The 21,378-nt window shown below is 38.8% G+C and carries 20 protein-coding genes; 11 read left to right on the top strand and 9 right to left on the bottom strand.

The features are described 5' to 3' along the window. The first annotated feature begins 101 nt into the window (after positions 1 to 101). The gene (locus IGJ00_RS01695; protein ID WP_019723244.1) at positions 102 to 1,235 is read left to right on the top strand and encodes an alcohol dehydrogenase catalytic domain-containing protein; all 1,134 of its coding nucleotides are present in this window, start codon (positions 102 to 104) and stop codon (positions 1,233 to 1,235) included. Between the two features lie 27 nt (positions 1,236 to 1,262). Further along, positions 1,263 to 1,589, top strand: coding sequence for a YrhK family protein (locus tag IGJ00_RS01690; RefSeq protein ID WP_074799648.1), 327 nt, complete (start codon positions 1,263 to 1,265; stop codon positions 1,587 to 1,589). A gap of 23 nt (positions 1,590 to 1,612) precedes the next feature. Here the strand turns inward: IGJ00_RS01690 and IGJ00_RS01685 are convergent, their stop codons facing one another. Continuing rightward, entirely contained in the window at positions 1,613 to 2,071 is a 459-nt protein-coding gene (locus IGJ00_RS01685; protein WP_074799669.1) for a GNAT family N-acetyltransferase, read from the bottom strand. A 202-nt stretch (positions 2,072 to 2,273) separates the two neighbouring features. On the opposite strand from IGJ00_RS01685, the gene IGJ00_RS01680 reads away from it, so the two are divergent. Next, the gene (locus tag IGJ00_RS01680) at positions 2,274 to 3,002 is read left to right on the top strand and encodes a class I SAM-dependent methyltransferase (RefSeq protein ID WP_074799647.1); all 729 of its coding nucleotides are present in this window, start codon (positions 2,274 to 2,276) and stop codon (positions 3,000 to 3,002) included. 131 nt (positions 3,003 to 3,133) lie between these two features. On the opposite strand, the gene IGJ00_RS01675 is transcribed toward IGJ00_RS01680, so the two are convergent. The 8 genes from IGJ00_RS01675 to IGJ00_RS01640 all read right to left on the bottom strand — a co-directional run bounded on the left by IGJ00_RS01675 (position 3,134) and on the right by IGJ00_RS01640 (position 8,823). Next, a complete protein-coding gene (locus IGJ00_RS01675; protein WP_071866202.1) occupies positions 3,134 to 3,541 on the bottom strand; it encodes an MmcQ/YjbR family DNA-binding protein in 408 nt (135 codons plus the stop codon). Positions 3,542 to 3,666: 125 nt separating this feature from the next. Further along, complete coding sequence (locus tag IGJ00_RS01670; protein WP_019723248.1) at positions 3,667 to 4,920, bottom strand: PTS sugar transporter subunit IIC; 1,254 nt, start codon at positions 4,918 to 4,920, stop codon at positions 3,667 to 3,669. A gap of 35 nt (positions 4,921 to 4,955) precedes the next feature. Further along, positions 4,956 to 5,273 (bottom strand): PTS lactose/cellobiose transporter subunit IIA, encoded by a 318-nt coding sequence (locus IGJ00_RS01665; RefSeq protein ID WP_010736486.1) that lies wholly within the window; start codon positions 5,271 to 5,273, stop codon positions 4,956 to 4,958. A 23-nt stretch (positions 5,274 to 5,296) separates the two neighbouring features. Continuing rightward, complete coding sequence (locus IGJ00_RS01660; RefSeq protein WP_010736487.1) at positions 5,297 to 5,617, bottom strand: PTS sugar transporter subunit IIB; 321 nt, start codon at positions 5,615 to 5,617, stop codon at positions 5,297 to 5,299. Positions 5,618 to 5,871: 254 nt separating this feature from the next. After that, positions 5,872 to 6,024 carry a hypothetical protein gene (locus IGJ00_RS01655; RefSeq protein ID WP_157811363.1) on the bottom strand — a complete coding sequence of 51 codons (153 nt, stop codon included), beginning with the start codon at positions 6,022 to 6,024 and terminating at the stop codon, positions 5,872 to 5,874. A 31-nt stretch (positions 6,025 to 6,055) separates the two neighbouring features. Beyond that, positions 6,056 to 6,460 (bottom strand): hypothetical protein, encoded by a 405-nt coding sequence (locus IGJ00_RS01650; protein WP_147287471.1) that lies wholly within the window; start codon positions 6,458 to 6,460, stop codon positions 6,056 to 6,058. Between the two features lie 79 nt (positions 6,461 to 6,539). Continuing rightward, on the bottom strand, positions 6,540 to 7,241 hold the full coding sequence (locus IGJ00_RS01645) for a DivIVA domain-containing protein (protein WP_071866200.1): 702 nt from the start codon (positions 7,239 to 7,241) through the stop codon (positions 6,540 to 6,542). A gap of 13 nt (positions 7,242 to 7,254) precedes the next feature. Then, entirely contained in the window at positions 7,255 to 8,823 is a 1,569-nt protein-coding gene (locus IGJ00_RS01640) for a peptidoglycan DD-metalloendopeptidase family protein (protein WP_438844037.1), read from the bottom strand. A 507-nt stretch (positions 8,824 to 9,330) separates the two neighbouring features. Here IGJ00_RS01640 and IGJ00_RS01635 point away from each other — a divergent pair. The 8 genes from IGJ00_RS01635 (at position 9,331) to IGJ00_RS01600 (ending at position 21,201) form a co-directional block, all read left to right on the top strand. Next, positions 9,331 to 10,236 carry a helix-turn-helix domain-containing protein gene (locus IGJ00_RS01635; RefSeq protein ID WP_071866199.1) on the top strand — a complete coding sequence of 302 codons (906 nt, stop codon included), beginning with the start codon at positions 9,331 to 9,333 and terminating at the stop codon, positions 10,234 to 10,236. A gap of 362 nt (positions 10,237 to 10,598) precedes the next feature. Further along, positions 10,599 to 12,320, top strand: a complete 1,722-nt coding sequence (locus IGJ00_RS01630; RefSeq protein ID WP_071866198.1) for a SpaH/EbpB family LPXTG-anchored major pilin — start codon at positions 10,599 to 10,601, stop codon at positions 12,318 to 12,320. 23 nt (positions 12,321 to 12,343) lie between these two features. Further along, complete coding sequence (locus tag IGJ00_RS01625; protein ID WP_438844036.1) at positions 12,344 to 17,239, top strand: SpaA isopeptide-forming pilin-related protein; 4,896 nt, start codon at positions 12,344 to 12,346, stop codon at positions 17,237 to 17,239. Next, the gene (locus IGJ00_RS01620) at positions 17,220 to 17,933 is read left to right on the top strand and encodes a pilin N-terminal domain-containing protein (RefSeq protein WP_074799640.1); all 714 of its coding nucleotides are present in this window, start codon (positions 17,220 to 17,222) and stop codon (positions 17,931 to 17,933) included. The genes IGJ00_RS01625 and IGJ00_RS01620 overlap by 20 nt, the downstream gene beginning before the upstream one ends. A gap of 203 nt (positions 17,934 to 18,136) precedes the next feature. Beyond that, positions 18,137 to 19,882 carry a sortase family protein gene (locus IGJ00_RS01615; RefSeq protein ID WP_074799639.1) on the top strand — a complete coding sequence of 582 codons (1,746 nt, stop codon included), beginning with the start codon at positions 18,137 to 18,139 and terminating at the stop codon, positions 19,880 to 19,882. Positions 19,883 to 19,943: 61 nt separating this feature from the next. Beyond that, positions 19,944 to 20,267 carry a hypothetical protein gene (locus IGJ00_RS01610; RefSeq protein WP_086335359.1) on the top strand — a complete coding sequence of 108 codons (324 nt, stop codon included), beginning with the start codon at positions 19,944 to 19,946 and terminating at the stop codon, positions 20,265 to 20,267. Between the two features lie 51 nt (positions 20,268 to 20,318). After that, positions 20,319 to 20,807 (top strand): signal peptidase I, encoded by a 489-nt coding sequence (lepB, locus tag IGJ00_RS01605; RefSeq protein ID WP_205216901.1) that lies wholly within the window; start codon positions 20,319 to 20,321, stop codon positions 20,805 to 20,807. Positions 20,808 to 20,826: 19 nt separating this feature from the next. Further along, complete coding sequence (locus tag IGJ00_RS01600) at positions 20,827 to 21,201, top strand: hypothetical protein (RefSeq protein ID WP_071866192.1); 375 nt, start codon at positions 20,827 to 20,829, stop codon at positions 21,199 to 21,201. Positions 21,202 to 21,378 lie beyond the last annotated feature (177 nt).

The following is a 21,378-nucleotide window of genomic DNA, read 5'->3' as shown; positions in this document are numbered from 1 at the left end:
AAAAGCGCGTTTCATTGTGAAAAAAAGTAACATTCCCTTAGAATGAGTTTATAAATAACTATCGTTAGTTTTATTAACGAAAACAGGAGAGGAGCACTACGATGAAAGCAGTCACTTGGCAAGGAAAGCAAAAAATGGAAATTAGAAATGTTGATGATCCAAAAATTTTAGCACCAACCGATGCAATCATCCGTATCACTGCAACAGCGATTTGTGGATCTGATCTCCATCTTTATCACCATGGGGAATCCGTTATGGAAAAAGGCTATGTTGTTGGACATGAACCTATGGGGATTGTCGAAGAAGTTGGTTCCGAAGTGAAGAAGTTGAAAAAAGGGCAACGTGTAGTTATTCCTTTTAATATTAGTTGTGGCCATTGCCATTTTTGTGCAAACCATATGGAAAGTCAGTGTGATAATTCCAATCAGGAAGAATTATACGGCGGATTATTCGGTTTTGGTAAATTGAACGGAAATCACTGGGGTGGTCAAGCAGAGTATCTTCGGGTACCTTTCGCCGATTCTACGTCATTTATCGTTCCAGATAATGATTTACCTGATGAAAAAGTTTTATTTTTATCTGATATTTTACCAACCGCTTATTGGAGCGTTGCAAATGCAGGGGTTAAAAAAGATGATACCGTCGTCGTCTTAGGTTCAGGTCCTGTTGGTTTATTTGCACAAAAATTTGCTGTGATGGCAGGAGCAAAACGTGTCATTGCGGTCGATCCTGTCAAACATCGTTTGGACAAAGCGGTCCGCTATAATCAAATCGAAACCTATCTATTAGACGACGTGAACCAAGCCGGAGATGATTTATATGAGTTAGCTCGTGGCGGTGCAGATGTCATCATTGATTGTGTCGGAATGGATGGTTTAGAGCCAACAAAAGAAAAAGCTAAAAATTTAGTTAGCTTACAAAGTGGAACGATCTCACCTATCCAAATGGCTGCTAAAGCGGTGAAAAAATTTGGTACAGTACAAATCACTGGTGTTTATATGACACCTGCTTCTTCCTATCCACTTCAAGAATTCTTTATGCGCAATATTGACGTCAAACATGGGCAAGCACCAGTTGTCCACTTGATGCCTAAAATTTATGACATGATTGCAGAAGGAATGTTTGATCCAACTCAGATCATCACTCATTCAATGCCGTTAGAAGAAGCGGCTCGAGCATACGAGATTTTTGACAAAAAAGAAGATAAAAATATCAAAGTTGTTTTGAAACCGTAGAAATAAAAACTAGTTAGGTGATTTTATATGCCAAAAATCAAACGAAATACCCATGATGTCGAGATTGGCAAAGAAGAAGATATTGAGATCCGTGGACGGCGCTTTCGTTTGTATTTTCAAAATCGTTACACGTTGATTTCATTAGCGGTCGATTTGCTGACAGGAATCTTTTATGTCCTGGGAAGTGTTGCTTTGATCACGAAAATTCCTGATTATTACAGCAATTACTTATATTTAGCAGGCGCCATCTTCTTGACCACTCGCCCCATCTTGCGTATCGTACGTAATATCTTTATCTATGATGAAAAAAAACAACGAAGAGAACAAGCCAAACAAGAGAAACGCGAGATTTGAACACACCTCTCGCGCTTCTCTTTTTAGTTTATTGTAGCGATTTGATACAACCGGGCAGTTGTTCCACTTTCTTCCTTGACCATCGTCAAAAATGACCAATCGTATCGTTCATAAAAGGAAGTGTGGTCTGTAATCAAATAAAGTTGTTTAAACCCTAATCGATGCATCTCTTTTCTGGTTTGTTCCAATATCCACTTCGCTAACCCCTGATTCCGATGCTCCGGTTCAACATATAAAGCACAAAGATTAGGTGCTAAATCTGGACGGTCGTGGAAGTCATTTTCGATCACGCCAACTCCACCAACGATTGCTTCATTTTTATCTAGAACGACGTACCATTGTGGAATACTTTCCTTCGCAATGATGCCAGTACGAATACTTTCCTTATACACTACAGCAGGAATTCCCCATTTTGAGGAAAACCAACTTGCGGTTTCTTCCATTAGCTCTGGGTGTTCATTTAACTTGATCCATTGATACATATTCAATTTTGCAACCTCCAGTCATTCTATACGCAGTGTCAAATTAGACCACGAAGTACTTTTATCTGTTGCTTGGATTTTTGCTTCTTTTTCTAACCTAAGCTAGAATAGAAATCAAAGGAGTGAGCGAGATGATTGCACACAAAAGAGACGAGCTCCATGTTGTTTAGTGGTATAAAATAATGACATGGAGGAAACAATTATGACAAACATTTACGACGATCAACAATTTTTTGATCAATACAAAGAAATGCCTCGTAGCAAAAAAGGCTTACAAGGTGCTGGAGAATGGCCAACGCTTGCAACTATCTTCCCCAATCTCCATGGACAAACAGTCCTTGATCTTGGATGTGGCTATGGTTGGCACTGTCGTTACGCTGCTTCGCAAGGGGCAAAAAAAATCATTGGTGTCGACTTGTCTGAGAAGATGCTAGAAGAAGCCCGAGCTCGAACAAATGACACCACGATCAGTTATATAAAAGATGATATTTCAACGATTCAGTTTGCAAAAGACTCGTTTGATGTCGTGTTCAGTTCTTTAGCTATCCATTATGTGGAAAATTGGGAGCAGCTCGTCAAGCATATCCATCACTTTCTAAAACCGAATGGCCAATTTCTTTTTTCAGTTGAACATCCTGTTTTTACAGCGGATGGTCGGCAAGATTGGATTTATACAGAAGACAGTCAGATCATGCACTTTCCAGTTGACCATTATTTTGACGAAGGGGAGCGTGACACAAACTTCCTAGGATCTTCTGTAAAAAAATATCATCGAACGATTACAACTTATCTTGAGACATTATTGTCTAATGGCTTTCAAATCAACCATGTGCTTGAACCAATACCACCGTCACATATGTTAGATATGCCTGGTATGAAAGACGAATTAAGACGACCGATGATGTTGATTATTTCTGTGACAAAAATGTAGAGGCGAATCATCGATCCAAACATTCTTAGTCCATCTGCACAAATTTTATTAAGCGTCTGGAAATAGGTTGCCCCTATTTCCAGACCTTTTTCATCGACTAGAAAATGATTGATGCCCCTTCAAGCTTTCAATCACTTTCTATCACTTTCTATCACTGAGTTTTTGATTTCTTCTTGTTTCTTTTTAGCGAATTTAGCTAGTACCAATTCATAAGAAATCAAAATCATTTTCTCGATTTCCTCGTCTGACAATTCATCTTTGCCTAACATGATCGAATTCCAATGTTTCTTATTGGCATAGTAACCAGGTATAATGATCTCAGGGTACATCGTTCGTAATTCCTCGTTTTTTTCTGGAAAATGTTTTAACGTGATCAATGCTTTTTCATTTGCTTCTGGACTCATCATCCCAAACTGTTTACCATCCAAATCAAAATAAAGCGTTTCCCAATCTTCACGAAAATATACCTTAGCTCCTGGAAGTGTGTTCCCATATGCTTGGAATCGTTCGATCCTTTTTTGAATATCTGTTGTATTCATACGCTATCCTCCTATTCAAATAAAATGCTTACAAAAACTATACGTTGCTTTCTGAAAAATAGCAATGATAACAGTAGTAACACAAAAAAACGGAAAGCAATCACTTGCTCTCCGTTTTTTATTTCTTACGCGTTCAATGCGTCTTTTTTCATTTCTTGGATCGTTGCTACTTTAACGAATGGTAGATAGATCAGAATTGAAATCAGTAAGTTGACAGCAGATAACACTGCGCCTGAAAGACTGTTTGTTGCTAAAAATCCGCCGATCACTGGTGGTGTTACCCATGGTGGCATTACTGTAGCTGCTGGTACAAGTCCTGTTGATGTCGCAAAGTACGCAACAGTTACTAAAACCATCGGTGTTAAAATAAATGGGATAAACATCACTGGATTCAAGACGATTGGTAGACCAAACATTGTTGGTTCGTTGATGTTGAAAACACCTGGTGCAATCGATAAGTTCGTTACGACCATATAAGGTTTGTTTCTACGTCCTACTAAATAGATCGCAATCAGTAAGCCTAGTGTTGCACCTGTACCACCTAAATTGACAAAGCTGTCAAAGAAAGGTTTGTTGACGATAAATGGTGCACTTTGACCGTTAGCAATCGCTTCGACGTTTGCTTGGATCGCTGGCGCATTGATGGTTTGCATCAATGGATCGACCATGTTTGCTCCATGTAATCCGAAGAACCAAAGGAACGGTGTAATAAATGCAAGCAATAATGCAGATGGATAAGAGTTAGCAAGACCCATAAATGGTTCTTGAACCACCGTGTAGAATGCTCCGACAATATCAGCAACACCGAATGCTGCAAAAATTGCAGCGATTAGTGCGAAAAATGAGATCGTGATCATCGCTGGTAATAATGACGCAAATGCTTTTGCTACTGCCGGTGGCACTCCGTCTGGCATTTTGATGATCAATTTTTCATTTCCACTTAAACGAACAAAAATCTCTGTTGAAATAATTCCGACAATAATTGCAATAAATAATCCGTTTGAACTCATACCTAAAGCGCCGCCTAGTGCGAAGAATGAACCTAATGAAATCACTCCGGCAGATACGCCATCTTTACGGTAACCGTTTGCTAAATGATAAGCTAATAAGAACGCAATCAAAACAGAAAGAATCGCAAACGTTCCGTTCCAAGCAGCCGCACCGAATCCTTTCCATGCTTCACCACCAAAAATCGAATTCATCAATTCTTGGAATCCAGGGATCGGCAAGTTATTGATCATTACAGCTAAAGCGCCTAAGATCATTAATGGCATACTGACCATAAAAGCGTCACGAATGGCCACTAAATGGCGTTGCGCACCGATTTTTGATGCGACTGGTATAAAGTGTTTCTCCATAAATGCTACAAAGCTATCCATATCTTTTCCTCTTTTCTCCTTTAAAAAACTTTTATTTAAGCATCTATACGACGGTATAGATCAATAATTTCTTTTGCTAAATCTGTAAACGCGATCGATGTCATCAAATGATCTTGACTATGAACGGTCAACAAAGTAACTTCCATGTGTTCCCCTTGTGCTTCTTGTGTTAATAACCCTGTTTGCGAATGATGTGCTTGAACCAATGATTCTTCTGCATCTTTGATTTTTGCATCTGCTAATTCAAAGTCACCTTTTTTCGCAGCCGCGATCGCTTCCATTGCATCGCTTTTTGCGTTGCCGCCGAACATGATCAAGCCCATGATCGCTTCTAAATTTTTTTGATCTTCCATTTTCTTCCCTCTTTTTCTTGTTTTTATTTATTGATCAATGATTCTGCTTGTTCCAATACTTTTGCCCCGTTCATCATGCCATAGTCTTGCATGTTGATAACATCTAACGGAATCCCTTTTGGTGCTAGTTTTTCAGCAAATTGACTTTGCATGAAACGTACTTGTGGCCCTAATAATAAAACGTCTACATTTTTTGATTCTAGTTGGCTATCAGCTTCTGATGCTGAAACTGCAAAGATATCCGCTTCTACGCCTTTTTCTTCTGCTGCTTTTTGCATTTTTGTCACTAATAAACTTGTACTCATTCCTGCAGAGCAGACAAGCATGATTGTTCTTTTTTCCATTGTGAACACTTCCTTTTCTTCTTCTTACACTTTTATATAATGCAAGTATCGTGCCAACTTTGAAATCGCTTTATCAAGTTGGTATAAAAGGGTTTTCATGTTAATTTTTATCAAGCACACTCTATTTTTTACATTGCACACTATTTTTAGTGTGCAAAAAGAGAGGATGGAGTATTAAAAACCACCAAGTAAGTATAGCTACTCCTTACTTGGTGGTTTTCAGTGATTGTTTGATAGAATAAATCAACAAGTAGTTACTTCGTTGACTTATTTTTTGATTCAATTGCATCGATTCTTTTCATAAATTTCAATTCTTGTAACACTTCGATAGAAGTAACACGTTTCTTAGCCAACACTTCTAATTTTTGTCGTTTGTAAACCCATGCGCTTTTATTGATTCCTGTCACCTCTTCAACCTCCAAACTTTTTCTTGCTGAACTAATCCAACGTTTCCCTCTTCTTATTCCTTAAACTTTCGCTGATGTTTTCATTTAGCTGAGTCATCGAACTGCACCATACTTCGATATTCCTTGTTCGAAAATCTTCAAATTCATATAACCTCTGTTTTAACTCGTTCTTCAAACAATGGATTCTTTCTTTTTCAATAGATAGCGCTTCTTTTGCTTGGGTGATTTGAATCGCATCCGTTAACTTTTCAGTCTGTTTGGTTGGGGAAGACCCTTCTAACACCTTTATCTTAGACATTTTTTCTTTTAATATAGAAGAAACAGTGGCATTTGCTTGGATCAAATTGATTAATTCAGTTGTTTTCTTTGCGTTCTCACGTATTAGCTCTTGAATCCTATGATTCTTTGCTTCCTGTTCAGCCTTGAGCTTTTCCAAAAAAGAATCAACTTCCGCTTTATTATATCCTCCGACTAAGTTCGTGGTGAAAGTAGGGGAAGTCGAAAGGTTGTCCGAACTATTCACTCCCATCACTAACCGTTTGTTTGACTGCATTTATCCAGTTTTGCCATTTCCCCTCAGACAAATTATTGATGGCACGTTGATATTCTGAAATGATTTGCAAGCGGACATTGTTTGCTTCACTTTCTAACTGGATGATTTCTTTCGTCCTTTTTTCTTTTTCACTTTCTAGCTTCGTCATCTGTTCTTCATAATAAGTGTTCGCTTCACTGACTTTTCCATTTGCTTCAGCTAATAAATGATAGGCTTCGGCTTTGATATTATTCCCTTCGACCTTTGCTTCTTTGAGAATATTTTCTTGTTCAATCCTTGCTTCCTCTACGATACGTCTGGCTTCTAATTCAGCATTTTCTTCAATCTTCAAGGCGGCATCTTGCGCAATAATCAAGGCATTTTCAAAGCTTCTTTTTTTCGCATGTACATCTCTGCCCTCTTTACTTGCTTCATCCAACTTAGCATTTAATTCATTGATTTCAGCTAAATAATCACTTTTTTCTTTTTCAAATACTTTTACTAAATTCTCTTTTTGATTTTCTGCAAGTGTCAATTTTTTCTCTAATTCTGTGGTTGTCTCTTTCATCACGTCATAATCATTTGCTGCGTGTGTCAAAAAATCATCCACATCTTGTTTTTTGTACCCCGCTAGAGAAACCGTGGGGAAAGTGATTTTCCTTAATTGCTCTGCATTAAAGTTCATAGGTTACTCCTTTTCATAGTTGTATGATTTCAAACGGATCGATTAAAAATCGTTGTTCCATACTGGCATCTGTTGATAGCTCAAAATGCAAATGTGGTCCAGTTGAATTCCCCGTCGAACCAACAAAACCAATCACTTCCCCTTTTTGAACGACTTGCCCTGGTTCAACAACATTGACACTTTGATGCGCATATAATGTAAATAATCCGTTCTCATGACGTATCGAAATGACATTTCCCCACGAAGCGTGATATTCGGATTTTATAACTGTTCCTGCTTCACTGGCAAAGATCGGCGCTCCGGCATTGGCTGCTAAATCGATCCCTCGATGGAACTCCGCTCCTCTCATACCGTAGTGACTCGTAATCGTAAAGTGTTCCAATGGGTTGATAAATCCATTTTCTCCAATCATTAGTTGATCGATTTCAATATCAAACTTTTCCAAGTCATAGACATCGATCAATGCATCTAATTTTTGATAATAGGACGTATCAGTGGCATATCTGCCCGTTAGAAACCTTGTAGCCTCTTGATATGAAGAAGTATTCGAACGCCAGACACCAGAATAGAAATCAGCATCTTGAGTTAATCCTTCTCTTAATAATTTGGCGTAATCTAAAAAGCTTTCTTCGTAGGATTCATAAGATTTGAAACGTGCGCTAAGTGTGTATAAGTTTCCTGTTCCATCATCCTCTTGTGTTAAAAATTCCACCGAATTTTCCTCGGTGTAAGCTTTTATTCCAAAGAGATTATAATGAGGAGATGCACTTAATTGACTACTTCCACTACCCGATTCTAAAATGGCTTGAGCAATCATCACAGATGCATATAGATCGTTGCTTAAAGCAACTTTTCTAGCCTCCGGCGCAATTTCTTGAATAAAAGCTTCCGTGGTCGTATTGGCAGAAAACCCTCTGAAAAAGGGACTACTCTGTTCGGTTCGGGCAATCGGTCCTTTGGTTATCGTTATGCTTTCTACGGTTTCAGTTGGCACCGTCTCAGCAGGGGCCGCTCCCAAAGATGTTTCAGGTGGAGACGTCCATACTTCTCCCTCTGATTCCGTTTGAACTGGGATTGACTCAACACCATTCGTGCCTGAATCCTCATTACCCTTTATTTCTGATCCTATCGGTGGAGGCGTTGTTGGCATCTCAGGTGCGATTGCTGGAGGTCTTGATATTGGTGGTTTAGGCGTTTCTGGCACAGATGGTTGAGGGAAAGTTGGTTCTGGTTCCGGATTGTCCGGCAAATCAGGGACAGGTGAAGGAGTAGTCACTTCATTATCTTCTTCTGTAGGTACTTCCTCCTCCTCTTTCGCTTCAAGTCGCTCACTATCTGAGTTTGTGGTACTTTCTGATAAGACCATCTCATCGATTGGCGAAATGGGTGTATCTTCCATTTCTATCGTATTCGTAATGATTTGATCAGCTGATACAATACTATGACTAAAACTACTTGCCACCGTACCAATGACTATAAACGCCCCAGCGATCTTTCGTTTATACACATTACTTTTTTTGATACTTGTACTTCTTATAGTTATTTTCTTACCATTTTTATATAATATTTTTTCTTTTTCCATAAAAAGTTACTCCTTTGACTATCCCATTGATTTTCAGCGATCCTATTTTATCTCCTACATACAAGTAGCTAACAGCTTAATATCCTTACACTAAACTTAAATGGATCTACAGTGTCAGAGAGTTTCATATATGACACTACTCTTCTACGATTTATTAGGTACGTTCTAAGAATTTTTTGTACAAATTTTCACAGAAATCAAAATAATACACCAATTCTTAAAATTTTCTTAACTTGAAAATAGGTTGACTCATTCATAAGCAAATAACTTTATCACTACATCAAAAAAAATTACACTTAAGATAATAAAATATTATTTTTAAATAACAAAACAAAAATAATTAATGTTATCTAAAAGTAAATATATAATAGATTAACCTTATTATTATAATGTTTATATCTAAAACAGTAAGATAAAATTTTATTTATCAATATAAAACATAACTTATTTAAAAAATAAAATAACTTATATTTTTTATTTTTCAAGATAAAAGAAAGGGTGAATCCGATGATCAACCATGTAAAAACTCCTCTTGCTTTGGGGGAATTATTGAATGATATTAGAAAAGAAAAAAAAATTTCAACAAAAACGATTTTTGCTACAGGAATCACAAGACCTACTTATTATCGCTTTGTTCGCGGAGAAGGTGAAATCAGTCTAAACAATTTTTTAAAAATCATTGACATTCTTGGGATCGAATTAACTGAATTTGAAGAAGTAATCCCTTTGATCAAACAAGGTTCTAAAATTTTAGAAAACCAGTTGGCTGAAGCCCTTGCTAAATTTGACTATCTTGAAATCGCAAAAATAAAAACTCAAGCGTTGGACCAATTTGTTAAAACAGATGGTTTAGGTTATCAATATGTATATTGGCGCGCTGGTCTAATCCACAGCAAGTTCATTGGCGATTATCAAGAATACGAAACATTGATCCAACAAGTAAAAACTTATTTAAATAGTATTGATCTATGGACAAACATCGAACTAAAACTTTTTTCTTCAATTACGGAAACGCTTAATTTTGAAGAATATGATTATTTTTTTAAACGATTTTTATACCGCAGAACGAATCATGAAGAAGTCTTAGACCCATTAGTCTTGGATCTATTGTATTTTGGGTATTACGAAACAGCCCTAGATTCTTGCCGTAAAAGCAATGTCACCGTTGCAACGACATTTATTTTGAAACGAACACCTCACCGTTTTAATTATCGCTTTCGGATTTGGCGATTATTTTTATATGCTGCAAAACTAACGCTTCATGGTGAATTGGAAAGAGGGCAAAAAAAATATAGTCGATTACAAAAAATCATCGCCTATGTCTTCCGAGACGAACAAAAAGGGGTTTTCGAAATCAAGACACTCAATACCTTATGGGAAAAAGTAGAGATCATTGCACAAATGTCCGAGTAATGACAATCACCTATTCCATCAGGTTACGCTTTTTATAGCCATTGGTCTGATTTTTATTATCTACTTAGAAGCTACATTTGCTAAAAGTTTTTTAGTAAATCCAATATTTCATTTACTTTATTCTTTTATGGATGTTCATCTAGTACAATCAACCAGCAAACGTAAATTAATCTTATTACCATCATAAACTCACCTTATCCTAATGATAAAAGTGTCATTTATGAAACTTTTGCTTTGGAGATCACTTTCATCCTCTACTCTTGACCTATGTATGTAAGCAGGCATACATGTTCAATCACTCAGCAAATCTAACGTACACATACATTTGAACATGCATTGCTTGATAGTTGAGGAGGGAGAAAATGAAGAAGAAATCCATAATAAAAACATTATCAAAATTAGTATTTGCTACAACACTTTTATCAATCGGTCTATCTTCTATTGACCATTCGTTGCGATTACCTCATGTACCAATCGCCTTAGCTGAAACAGTTGATAACGCAATTGCCAATGAAACATCTAGGCGAAGCTTAACGATCTGGAAGTACGCGATCACTGACTTTAGTGAGTTGGAACCTCGAGGAGACGGAACCCTCACCAATCCAGATAGAGAGTTGATTCCTGGAATCAACTTCAAAGTGGAACGGGTGAAAAAATTATCGAGTGGTAGCTCTTTAACTGATCCAAAACAACAACAATTGGGCACAGATTACGAAATCGACACCACTTTCAACGCCCAGACAATTACAACTGACACAAGTGGAAAAGCAACGCTTGACTTAGGCATTGGTCGAGCCAATGATGGCATCTATTTAATTACTGAATTACCAGATGAACGTACAGGCGAAAATTTAGCTGCAACCGATGGAAAAAAAATCGAAACAGCTGTTTATCCTTTTTTTGTGCATATTCCCCAAACCAGTCGTACCGATTTATCTTCATTGATCTATGATGTACAAGTTGAACCAAAGAATATTTTAGAAGATTTATTGCATCCTGACAAAACAATCAATGGTGAAAAAGGCGATTCTGTTCAAGCCGGACAATCCTTTCGCTGGGAATTGACTACTAACATCCCAGCAGGTCTCTGGCAAGTCGCCAGTCAAACAGGAACGATCGATATTTTAGATGCCGCTGGACAGACGGTGGATACTGTCGAGATGATCGCTGGTCAGCCCATTGTATATCGAGATACTAGTGGGTTATTACAGCCAAATTTTTCAATGGTAGACGAACTGAATAGTGACTTAACTTATGTTCCAGATAGCGCAAAAATGCAAGTTAGACAAGCTGGTGGTGAATGGACAGACTTGGCGCTTACCGATTATACGGTCTCGTTTGATGCTGAGACAAATAGACTGACAACCACTTTGACAGAAGCTGGTCTGATCAAAGCCGGATCAGTCGCAAATGGCTATACTGATATCCGTACGGTGCTTACCACGCATGTTCCAGAATATTGGAACAATATTGTTGAAAATACCTTTACTGTCAACCATCAACTTCCGGGCCAACGACCAAAAAGTACAACACCACCAGAAACAACGAATCCAAAATACTATACTGGTGGCTTTGATATCGAAAAAATTTCAGAAAATAGCGGGACTGGTCTAGCAGGTGCCGAATTCAAAATTGCCACCTCTGAGAGTAATGCGAACAATAAAACTTTTATTGCTAGTAATGGAAATAGCTATGCAGAGGATGCCAATTTACCATCAGGGATAACTTTCTTAACTTCTACTTCTGATGCAAATGGTCACGCGACTTTTGATGGGTTAGCCTTAGACTGGACGGATGCCAATGGTAATAATTACGTGGAAAATAACGAGGTTACACGCGACTACTGGGTTGTCGAGACTACTGCTCCTCAGGGCTACGAATTATTGAAGGCTCCCCAAAGAGTAACTGTCGATTTGACGACCGCAGATGATGCAATGATTGAGCTGACAGTCACTAATAAACCGCAAACAAGCTTGCCATTTACTGGCGGTATAGGCAGAAATCTGATCATCACAATTGCACTTGTAGCCATCGTTATTGGCACAACAGTGGTCATTATCCACAAAAAGCGAAAACAGACGTAAGTCCAGAATGAAAGGAGACTGCAATGAATACTAGTTTTTCTAGACTCAAAGTAAAACCTCCTATTCTAATAGTGATTGTTTTAGCGATTATCCTTGGTATAATCGCTAAAGTCGTTATTGTAGGTGGTCCCCTTCGAGCCAAAGAAGAAGCACATTTAGTTGAAGTAATCAATCAGGATCAAACCTTTATGACAAAAGAAACACAAATTTATGATGATCCTGCAACCATCACGATCAGAAGTACTGAAAATCGTTTACTCGCTCTCCCAGCTAGTACGGATTATGCAATCACCACCTTAAATGAGGAACAGGAGCAAACCATCCCTATCTATTCCACCGAAAATTTTGTTCAAGAAGAAGAGCTGGCTCGTCTAGGTATTGGTGTAAAAACGACGGAAACAACCGTCTCCTCAACTACTGCGTCCATGGTTGAGCCTGCCCTCCCTACAATTGAACAAGCAGTAGCAAGTGATGTAATTGGTGTAGCATCCGAGGAAAACTCGGAGCAACCGACTATTTATTTACGCTTAGTCAAAGATCAGCCAGTCACTCTCGTTTTTCGGGAACCAACGAAAGATATGAGTATCGTATTGACGGATGTTTATTCTCAGCAGTATCAATCCCTTTTTCAATGGTTAAGACCAGATGATGTGACTGCATTAGAAGAAACATCCGAATCCCACGTTGAAGAAACGTCATCTTCAGCCGAAGACTCAGACTACGAGGCCCAAACAGAACAAGCTGAAACCCATGATGAAAGAAACGATACAGCACTTCCTCCATTTGAGGAAACTATCGCCGATGAGAATATCTTAGTGGTCGAAACAAAGGAAACTGATTTAACAATGGAAGAACTTCTCGAAGAAGAGTTCCCTGCAGAAGACTCCATCATTACACCAAAATTAGTGGCTGAAGAAATAGATACCAGCGAAGAAACTAGCAGTAATCCTATCGTCATCAAAGATGCCAAATTAACGATGGCCACTGGTACAGACAGTTTTGATTCCCACGATGATCCTGGCTATGATAGTTCTCCAAATAACGATATCGTTCGTTCCAATGATCAAATCTTATACCGACTTGGCTTCTCAATACAAACACAGTTACCAAACGATTACACAAATATCCGCTATCGTGTCGTTAGCACCTTGCCTAACGCGACTACCCTGATTAATGATGCGCCTTTTATTAATGGAGAAATTGCCAATGGCACGTATATTGATACAGGCATCGGTGATGGCACCATGTATTCTGAAGGCATCATGGAATCGATCATCAGCACTTCGGGACAAGTTTTCGTGCCCATCGTTGTCAATGTGTCTGGTGCAAAGAACGGAACGATCATGCAACCCACGTTCAAATTGCAACTGATTGATGCCATAAATATAAATACTGGTGAGTTAGAAACATTTAATCACACTTATACAGTCGAACATTTAGCAAATCTAACTGCGCCGCCAACAATCGTTTCTTCCGCACCTTCTATTGCTGCAACACTCGTCCGTGGCGAGCAAACGACTTATCAAATCTATGATCCTAACGCTACAAATAATGATTCGGTATACAACCTAGGATTAGTCATTGAGCTAAAAAATCTAGATGGACGAAGTATCGGTGATATTCGCGGTTCCACCTACCCTGAAGGACCGATTACTTTTGATCTTATTCAAAATGTCACCGGAACTTTGGGAAATACTCAAATACCTGTAGATCCATCTGAATATGACTCCGCCCAAACACGTTTCTATTCTGTCACAGATGCCGATCGAACGACTGCTGATTGGCAAGCAACCACAGAAGGTAGTCCGTATGAAGCAACATTTGATCCGACAATATTAGCGCACCCATTGCCTGTACCCCACGGAAAAACAAATGAACTTTACTTTTCTGAACCTTATAGTGATCACAAAAAAATCGGGGTGTTCAACTCTGGTAATGTCATGATTGAATTAGGAAATTATCAAGAATCTTGGGAAATCTCAAACTATAAAGGAATCAAAAATATCTATACTTATGACACTTTAGGTCATACCTTTTCAAACAAAGCTTTTATCAGCATTGAATTTATTTTTGACTGGGATCATTCGAGGTTACAGGAATTAATGTTAACAAACAATTGGTCGTATTACACATTAAACTTAAGTATTCCTACTTTAAATTATGATGGAGTAACTACTACTAATGACGCTAAAGTACATTTTAGTAGTTATATGATTCCGACAGGAGATATTTCCTCCGGTCCAAACTTCGTCGTTTTAAATCCTCCAGATCCCATAACAGGCAAGATACACAGTTGGGGAAATCAGGATATTGGATTCAATACGTGGGAATTTAATGTTGGCAAACCGACTCTTATGAGAGGACAAAAATTACATTTAGGAGGCTGGTTTGTCACACAGAATGTTCCTGGAACAGCAACCTCTGACCAAATTTTCCAATGGAATTCCAATGGATTTGAGTATGATATTTCTAGACAACCGTATACACAACGTTATTATCCAAACGAAAGTGATTACTCTTATTTAACGTATGGTGTTAGAAATAATGGAAATGCTATGCCCGACTTAACCGTCCCACATATTGATACAATCGTTTCAAATTACACTTGGTACGACACTCCCCAAGAAGCACAGGAAGCTGGGGTGATCAGTGCCGTCCGATTCCAATACCATATCAATAACGAGCCTACCTTTTTACACTGGAATGGCGTTCCAATAAGAGTCATCGGTCAATCAGGCGCATTGGATGAGGAGGGCGATCCTTATGTCCACCTATCACGTGCTGCTCTCAGAAATGATTCAGGTGTTGTTTTTAAGCAAAGCCCTGCGGAAAATAATCTTACTTTCTTTCCAGCTACTTGGGCCGCGGATGGTTCTAATGTAACCATTCCCTACGATAGTAGTATACCAAGTGCTGTTACTACGCCTTTTCTTGGTACAAATGCCTTTATTAAGAATTTTGGAATTGAAACAGAAACACTTGTATCGAAACCTTTGTATCAATCCGACGAACAAATCGATGTCAAAGTTCGAGGAACATTCTCTGGATCGGAAGAAGTTGATTATGATAGTGCGCTGAATACCATTCTTCCAAAAGGAATCAATTACCTAGCTGGTTCTTCGAAAGATGAACATGATAATCCTTTACCTGATCCAATCATTATCCAACACGAAAACGGAGAAACGACATTGCGTTGGGTGTTTCCTGACTCCTCTATTACAGAGGGGATTGAAGTGAATTTCACGGCTATCAGTGATAGTTCGCAACTAGCATTCAATGACATGGGCTTAACTCATTCACTCGTCATACGTAGTGTTGGTGAAATGTGGATTTCCGATACTCCAGAAATTACAGATACCCGTGCCGAATCAGCTCGATCATCTCAAGACCAGTTCATTCAAGAGCTTGTCCAGCAACTAACAATAAGCAAGTCCGTCAACAAAACATCAATTGAAACAGGAAATCAAGAAATGAATCCTTTGACCGAAGCGGATGCTGATACTTCGTTCACTTATTCGATCACTTCAGCCAACAGTGCCTTACAACCCGCTCATGATTTTCGTCTGATGGATATCTTACCGTATAACGGTGATTCTCGTGGCTCTTCTTTCAATGGTACGCTAGAGGTTCTTTCAGTGGATATCGACACAGAAGGATATACGATGTATTACACCACCGAACCAGTAGAAGATGCGACGAACCCAAATGAGATCGACCTTGCTACATGGACGGAATACACACCCGGTTCAACACCTGATGAAGAAATCAAACATGCCACAGGTTTTATGATCACTAAACCAACTGTTCCGATTGGTGAATCGGTCACTCTCTCCATCACTGTCCAACCAGTTGACCAATTACCGGGTGACCAATATCGAAATACCGCCCATATGAATGCGCAAATCGACTTACCTGTCCATTCACAAGAAACGATTACCCGAGTATATGGCAGAGAGTTGAGCGGGTTCGTATGGTTAGACGAAGATCGCGATGGTCTATACGATGATGGCGAGGAAAGGCTAGCAAATATCCCTGTCAAACTCTATCGAACAAGCCTGACTCACCCAAGCGAAGTAGCCGATCAGTTGGTCGAGCATAACTTGAAAGGAACATCATTTGTTGACAGTAACGGAAATGCCACACTAAAAACAGAAGCAAACGGACATTACAGTTTTAATTATCTACCAGAAGGAACCTATATCGTAGAATTCCAAATCGGCGATCAAATCGAACGAAAAGAAGTTGCAGTAACGAGGCCAATGGTTGGTGAAGATCCTTCCATCAACTCAAAAGCAAATCAAACCACCTTCCGAACCAATGAGTATATCGCTGAACCTTTAGCCAATTTGCCGGGAATGATCACGACAGATGATTCTATCTATCATATTCCTTACTTGAACCTAGGATTTGTCAGTACACTTGGAGAGATTTATTTGTATAAGTTAGAAGCAGGTACCGCTGTAGATGATGATCAGGATGATCAACCAGATATCAATGACGAAAATCAGTTGATTGGAGGAAATAAACTGGCTGGCGCTGAGTTTTCCCTCCACGAAAAAGAATCAGGCGTGATCCTCCAAACGAAGACAACTGACGCGAATGGACGTATTCATTTTGAAGAGGTTCCCTTCGGTACCTATGAGTTGGTTGAAACAAAAGCACCCGATGGCTATGAACTATTGAAACAACCAAGCGAGGTCACATTGGATGAAAACAACACGATCGTTCATCTCTTTGCCGAAGATGAGCTGATCACTGAATTGCCTTTTGCCGGTAACAGTTCAATCATGCAACGTGTCCTTATCGCAGCTGCTAGTTTATCCCTGATTGGTTTAATCGGATTAGGTACAAAATACCAATTGGAGGAAATGAATCGAAAAAAAACAGGAGGAAAGAAAGATGAACCCAAAAAAAGATGATCATTCCATTTTATTTATTCGCCTCCTGTTGGTTCTACTATTCCTCTTCGGTGGTTCAATTGGAAAATGGACTACTCCTGTGGCATACGCAGAAGAAGCCTTCCAATTAACAATTGTAAAATATAAGCTTTCAGAGCAGGAAATGGATAATCACCTACTTCCTTCTGAGCCAACTGGCTCCTTAGAAACGGGATTAACGAACGAACAGGGACAGGCATTAACCCCCTTTCCTGGGATTCGTTATCAAATCAAGAAGGTCACACCGAGTAATGATGCCAGTGATCCTTTTACGGAAATCCCAAGTTTTGAACCAATCGAAATCATCACGGGGTCAAACGGGCAAGCGACTATTCCATTGACTGAAGGACTCTATGAAGTCACCGAACTTGCAAACGATGCATTGTCTTCCCCAGCTAAGCCAGTCGTTGTCCAATTACCTGCAATTACTGCCGATGGCACTCGTTTAGATCAATTGTTTATTTATCCAAAATCAAGCGTGGTCGTCTCTCCTGAAGAAGGAGCTACTCCTAGATCGACTATACCGAAACAAGGGCAAGCGACTACAAAAAGGATTCCACAAACAAGTGGGAATCTCGGTTCACTTTTTCCGGTTTATTTTACACTGGCATTGATCATCTTACTAGGGATCGTCACAATCGTTAATTTTAAACCAAAAGGGAAAAAAAAGCCTTAAACAGTCTAGAACCAATTGTTTCTAACCTAAGAAGTAAGAAGAAATTCACAAAAATCGAGTGTTGATTTTTGTGGATTTCCGCTTATTTCAGAATTTTTCACAACTCTCGTTTTTACATTTCCGAAAGCAGAAAAGAGAAATGACTTTGCTTTTTTCGCAAATCTAAAAACAAAAATAATGAAATGAAAATGAGGTGAACAACCTTGATTGAAAAAGAAAAGAAGTCTGTTCTTTTGTTATTTGCTTCACTATTGATTCTTTTAGGAACGCTCACTTTGATCTATCCGATTTTTGCGAACTATCTCGCAAATCGTGAACGTAGTACTGCTTCCATCAATTACCATCAAGCATTAGAACAGCTAACGAAAGATGAATTAGGGCATAAATTCGAGCAAGCAAAACGTTACAATGAATTGATTTATAAAGAACAACAAGGAGACTTGGTTGACTTCGATGAAATTGAGTACCAAACATTGATCAATACCGCTGGGGTAATGGGTACACTAGACATTCCCGCTTTGGCAATCGAAACCATGCCTTTTTATCACGGCACTGATTTTTTGACACTTAATCGTGGCTTAGGACATTACGAAGCGAGTTCGATTCCAGTGGGCGGTGAAAACACACGATCGATCATCACTGGACATAGCGGTATCCAGAACCAAGTTTTATTTACTGATATCATCCATCTTCAAATTGGCGATCTATTCTTTCTCACGATTTTAGGTGAACGCCTCGCTTATCAAATCGAATCCTTTGAAGAAGTCTTGCCTACTGAAGTCGATAAAGCCAAAATCATCCCTGGAAAGGATATGGTCACCTTATTGACTTGCACGCCACCAGGAATCAATACGTATCGATTATTAGTAAATGGTGTCCGGATTCCTTACAACGAAGCCGTTAATCGACAAGTTGAAAAACGAAATTTCTGGAGTTATCAAACCATTGTATTAGGCTCTTTCAGTGTTTGTCTCACTCTCGCTCTCCTACTTATTGTTCGTTTTCGTTATCTAGTCAAACGCTTTCGCTCTGAAGACCCCTTTGTCAAAGAAAAATCCAGAAAAAAATTGCTTCGCCTTTATTTCTTGACCAAAGGACTCTTTATTACTTTAGTTCTTTCAATGGTTGCTTTACTAAGTGTCGGAATCTATGGCTATACACAAATTCAGAAACAACAAGAAATGGAGAGCATTGATATAGGACAAAATACAGACCTTTCAACGTTCAACTTGCCAAAAATAGCGGCAGCTAACTACTCTGAAATCGACATTGCGAGTGTCAATCTCAGTAATTTTTCCAAAGCGAAGATCAATTACCAACAAAGCATCAATGACTGGGGCATCGGAAAAATAATGATCCCAGAAGTAGCGATCGACTTACCGATACTTGCCGGTATGAATAATGACAACTTGATGAATGGCGTAGCCACTTACACGCAAAATCAACAACTCGGCAAAGGAAATTATGTCCTCTTATCACATAATGTATTTGAACAAAATGTCTTGCTTCATCAAATCGCTCAACTTCGTCTCAATGCAAAGATCTATGCGACAGATTTCAACGAGCTATTTGTCTATGAAGTGAGCTACAACGATGTCGTTGTTGATACAGAAATCGAGTTACTCGAAATCAAAAAAGAAGCACCACAAGCTATGATCACTTTAGTGCGTTGTGAAGGTGACATCGGCACACGTTTTCGTCGAGTCGTTCAAGGAAATTTAAGTAGCGTAAAAAGTCTAAGCACCTTATCCGCTACTGAATTAGCCCAATTAGGCTTAGAAAAAAACCGTACAAACATAGATGGCACGATTCTCGCGGACTCTCCCGTCCATCCCATTAATTCGTGGTCAATGTCCGTGGCGTCTAAGATCGTCGCCGAGCCATTACAGACCTTGATCCCGATCGTTTTTTTCTTATTGATACCGATACTGTTGTTCCATCTTGTTTAAGTGTTTTCCCCCATTGAGCAAAACATCTTCAAAAGAACTACTTATAAAGGAGGTCTCTTTCATGCTTATCAACAGTATCTTATCCCTTGTTGTGTTGGCTATTTTATTTTTCTTGGGAATCCAAATGATAAAACAAGGGAGATTGATTTTGCTAAAAAAGAAAGCCGGTGATCAACCGCTTCTATATAAAAAAATCAGTATTTATGAACTGAAATTATTGAAAAAACAATTTTTTTATCTTTTGATCATTAATAGCTTGCTAACTATTGCATTGGCCTTTTGTGTCTACATGCTGTTTGAACTACAAAATGCTCGAATAAATGACCATCAGACAATCCTTGAGTTAGTTGAACGGGTCCAAGAACTAAAAAATCGATTGGACTAATCAAAAAGAACAAGCAAGTAAAAAAAGGGGGCTGTTTTCTTGTTTATTTGGGTGAATGGTCAACTTCGAAAAAGGAAAAAGAAAGGACCCTATTTCTTAATATGTCTGCTTCTATGCGTTACGTTTACTTATTCGCTTCACCGCTATCACTTTCATCAAGTTACTGGAACATCGATGGAGGATACTTTAGTCAACGGCAACATAGTGATCGTGGACAAATTTTCTTCGCTTACACGTTATAGCATCATCGCTATTCAGCGATCCTCTACGGATGAAATCGTAAAAAGGATTATCGGAATCCCAGGAGATTCTATAAAAGTACATGGGAATGAACTGACCTTGCATTTAGGCAACAAGCCGCATTCTCCTACAGAGATTTTTCGACTGAGTCCAGAAGCAGTCGCGCAAATGAAACATTTGACCTATCTTCCTGAAAATACCTATTTTGTTTTAGGCGATAATCCGGATATTTCTGAAGATAGTCGGACATTTGGACTTGTTAGTCATTCTCGTATTTTAGGAAAAGTTATTTTTAAATAAAAGGAAGTGTTTGACAACTATGGGTAAAAAAAAGAATGATGGTTGGTTTTTCTCAAAAAGTTTATTAGATGAAATTTATCAACTACCACTAGAGGAAGAGATTGATTTGGAAACTGAGGAAGAACTACATGAACCATTCACAAGAAAAATAAGTGAGCTAACGCTAGAAACAGCGACAGTGTCAGAAAAAAAAACAGAAATCGATAGCCACTCGTCTCCCGTATCTTTAATAAAAACCGCAGAAGATGGGCGTATGTTGTATGTGAAGGCTCCTTCTGTTGCGTCTGAAACAAATTTGGAACAAATAGAACAGGAACAAAAAAAGCAAGACGATAAAACCTTCACTTTAGAAGAACAAGCAGGCAAGTTATTGTACCAAGTAAAAAAGAAGTGAAGAAAACAATCTGCGCCGTCTGTCCCTACATCACCTCTCAAACACAAAATACGATAGCAGAAACAAGAGGAGGTTGGAACAGAAGTGTTTAGCCTCGATAAATAAGGCGCCATCCACGAAAATTGTTTTTCAAATTTTTGTGGATGGCGCCTTATTTCCGAAGAAGTTACTCCTGTT

Origin of the sequence: Enterococcus sp. AZ062, from assembly GCF_051715065.1 — a bacterium.
Lineage (GTDB): Bacteria > Bacillota > Bacilli > Lactobacillales > Enterococcaceae > Enterococcus_B > Enterococcus_B mundtii.
This window is presented reverse-complemented; position numbering and strand designations above follow the sequence as displayed.

What these genes read in the sequence shown, in the direction of transcription:
- IGJ00_RS01695 (WP_019723244.1), top strand. Translation starts at nt 102, where the DNA reads ATGAAAGCAGTCACTTGGCAAGGAAAGCAAAAAATGGAAATTAGAAAT.
- IGJ00_RS01690 (WP_074799648.1), top strand. Translation starts at nt 1,263, where the DNA reads ATGCCAAAAATCAAACGAAATACCCATGATGTCGAGATTGGCAAAGAA.
- IGJ00_RS01685 (WP_074799669.1), bottom strand. Translation starts at nt 2,071, where the DNA reads ATGTATCAATGGATCAAGTTAAATGAACACCCAGAGCTAATGGAAGAA.
- IGJ00_RS01680 (WP_074799647.1), top strand. Translation starts at nt 2,274, where the DNA reads ATGACAAACATTTACGACGATCAACAATTTTTTGATCAATACAAAGAA.
- IGJ00_RS01675 (WP_071866202.1), bottom strand. Translation starts at nt 3,541, where the DNA reads ATGAATACAACAGATATTCAAAAAAGGATCGAACGATTCCAAGCATAT.
- IGJ00_RS01670 (WP_019723248.1), bottom strand. Translation starts at nt 4,920, where the DNA reads ATGGATAGCTTTGTAGCATTTATGGAGAAACACTTTATACCAGTCGCA.
- IGJ00_RS01665 (WP_010736486.1), bottom strand. Translation starts at nt 5,273, where the DNA reads ATGGAAGATCAAAAAAATTTAGAAGCGATCATGGGCTTGATCATGTTC.
- IGJ00_RS01660 (WP_010736487.1), bottom strand. Translation starts at nt 5,617, where the DNA reads ATGGAAAAAAGAACAATCATGCTTGTCTGCTCTGCAGGAATGAGTACA.
- IGJ00_RS01645 (WP_071866200.1), bottom strand. Translation starts at nt 7,241, where the DNA reads ATGAACTTTAATGCAGAGCAATTAAGGAAAATCACTTTCCCCACGGTT.
- IGJ00_RS01640 (WP_438844037.1), bottom strand. Translation starts at nt 8,823, where the DNA reads ATGGAAAAAGAAAAAATATTATATAAAAATGGTAAGAAAATAACTATA.
- IGJ00_RS01635 (WP_071866199.1), top strand. Translation starts at nt 9,331, where the DNA reads ATGATCAACCATGTAAAAACTCCTCTTGCTTTGGGGGAATTATTGAAT.
- IGJ00_RS01630 (WP_071866198.1), top strand. Translation starts at nt 10,599, where the DNA reads ATGAAGAAGAAATCCATAATAAAAACATTATCAAAATTAGTATTTGCT.
- IGJ00_RS01625 (WP_438844036.1), top strand. Translation starts at nt 12,344, where the DNA reads ATGAATACTAGTTTTTCTAGACTCAAAGTAAAACCTCCTATTCTAATA.
- IGJ00_RS01620 (WP_074799640.1), top strand. Translation starts at nt 17,220, where the DNA reads ATGAACCCAAAAAAAGATGATCATTCCATTTTATTTATTCGCCTCCTG.
- IGJ00_RS01610 (WP_086335359.1), top strand. Translation starts at nt 19,944, where the DNA reads ATGCTTATCAACAGTATCTTATCCCTTGTTGTGTTGGCTATTTTATTT.
- IGJ00_RS01600 (WP_071866192.1), top strand. Translation starts at nt 20,827, where the DNA reads ATGGGTAAAAAAAAGAATGATGGTTGGTTTTTCTCAAAAAGTTTATTA.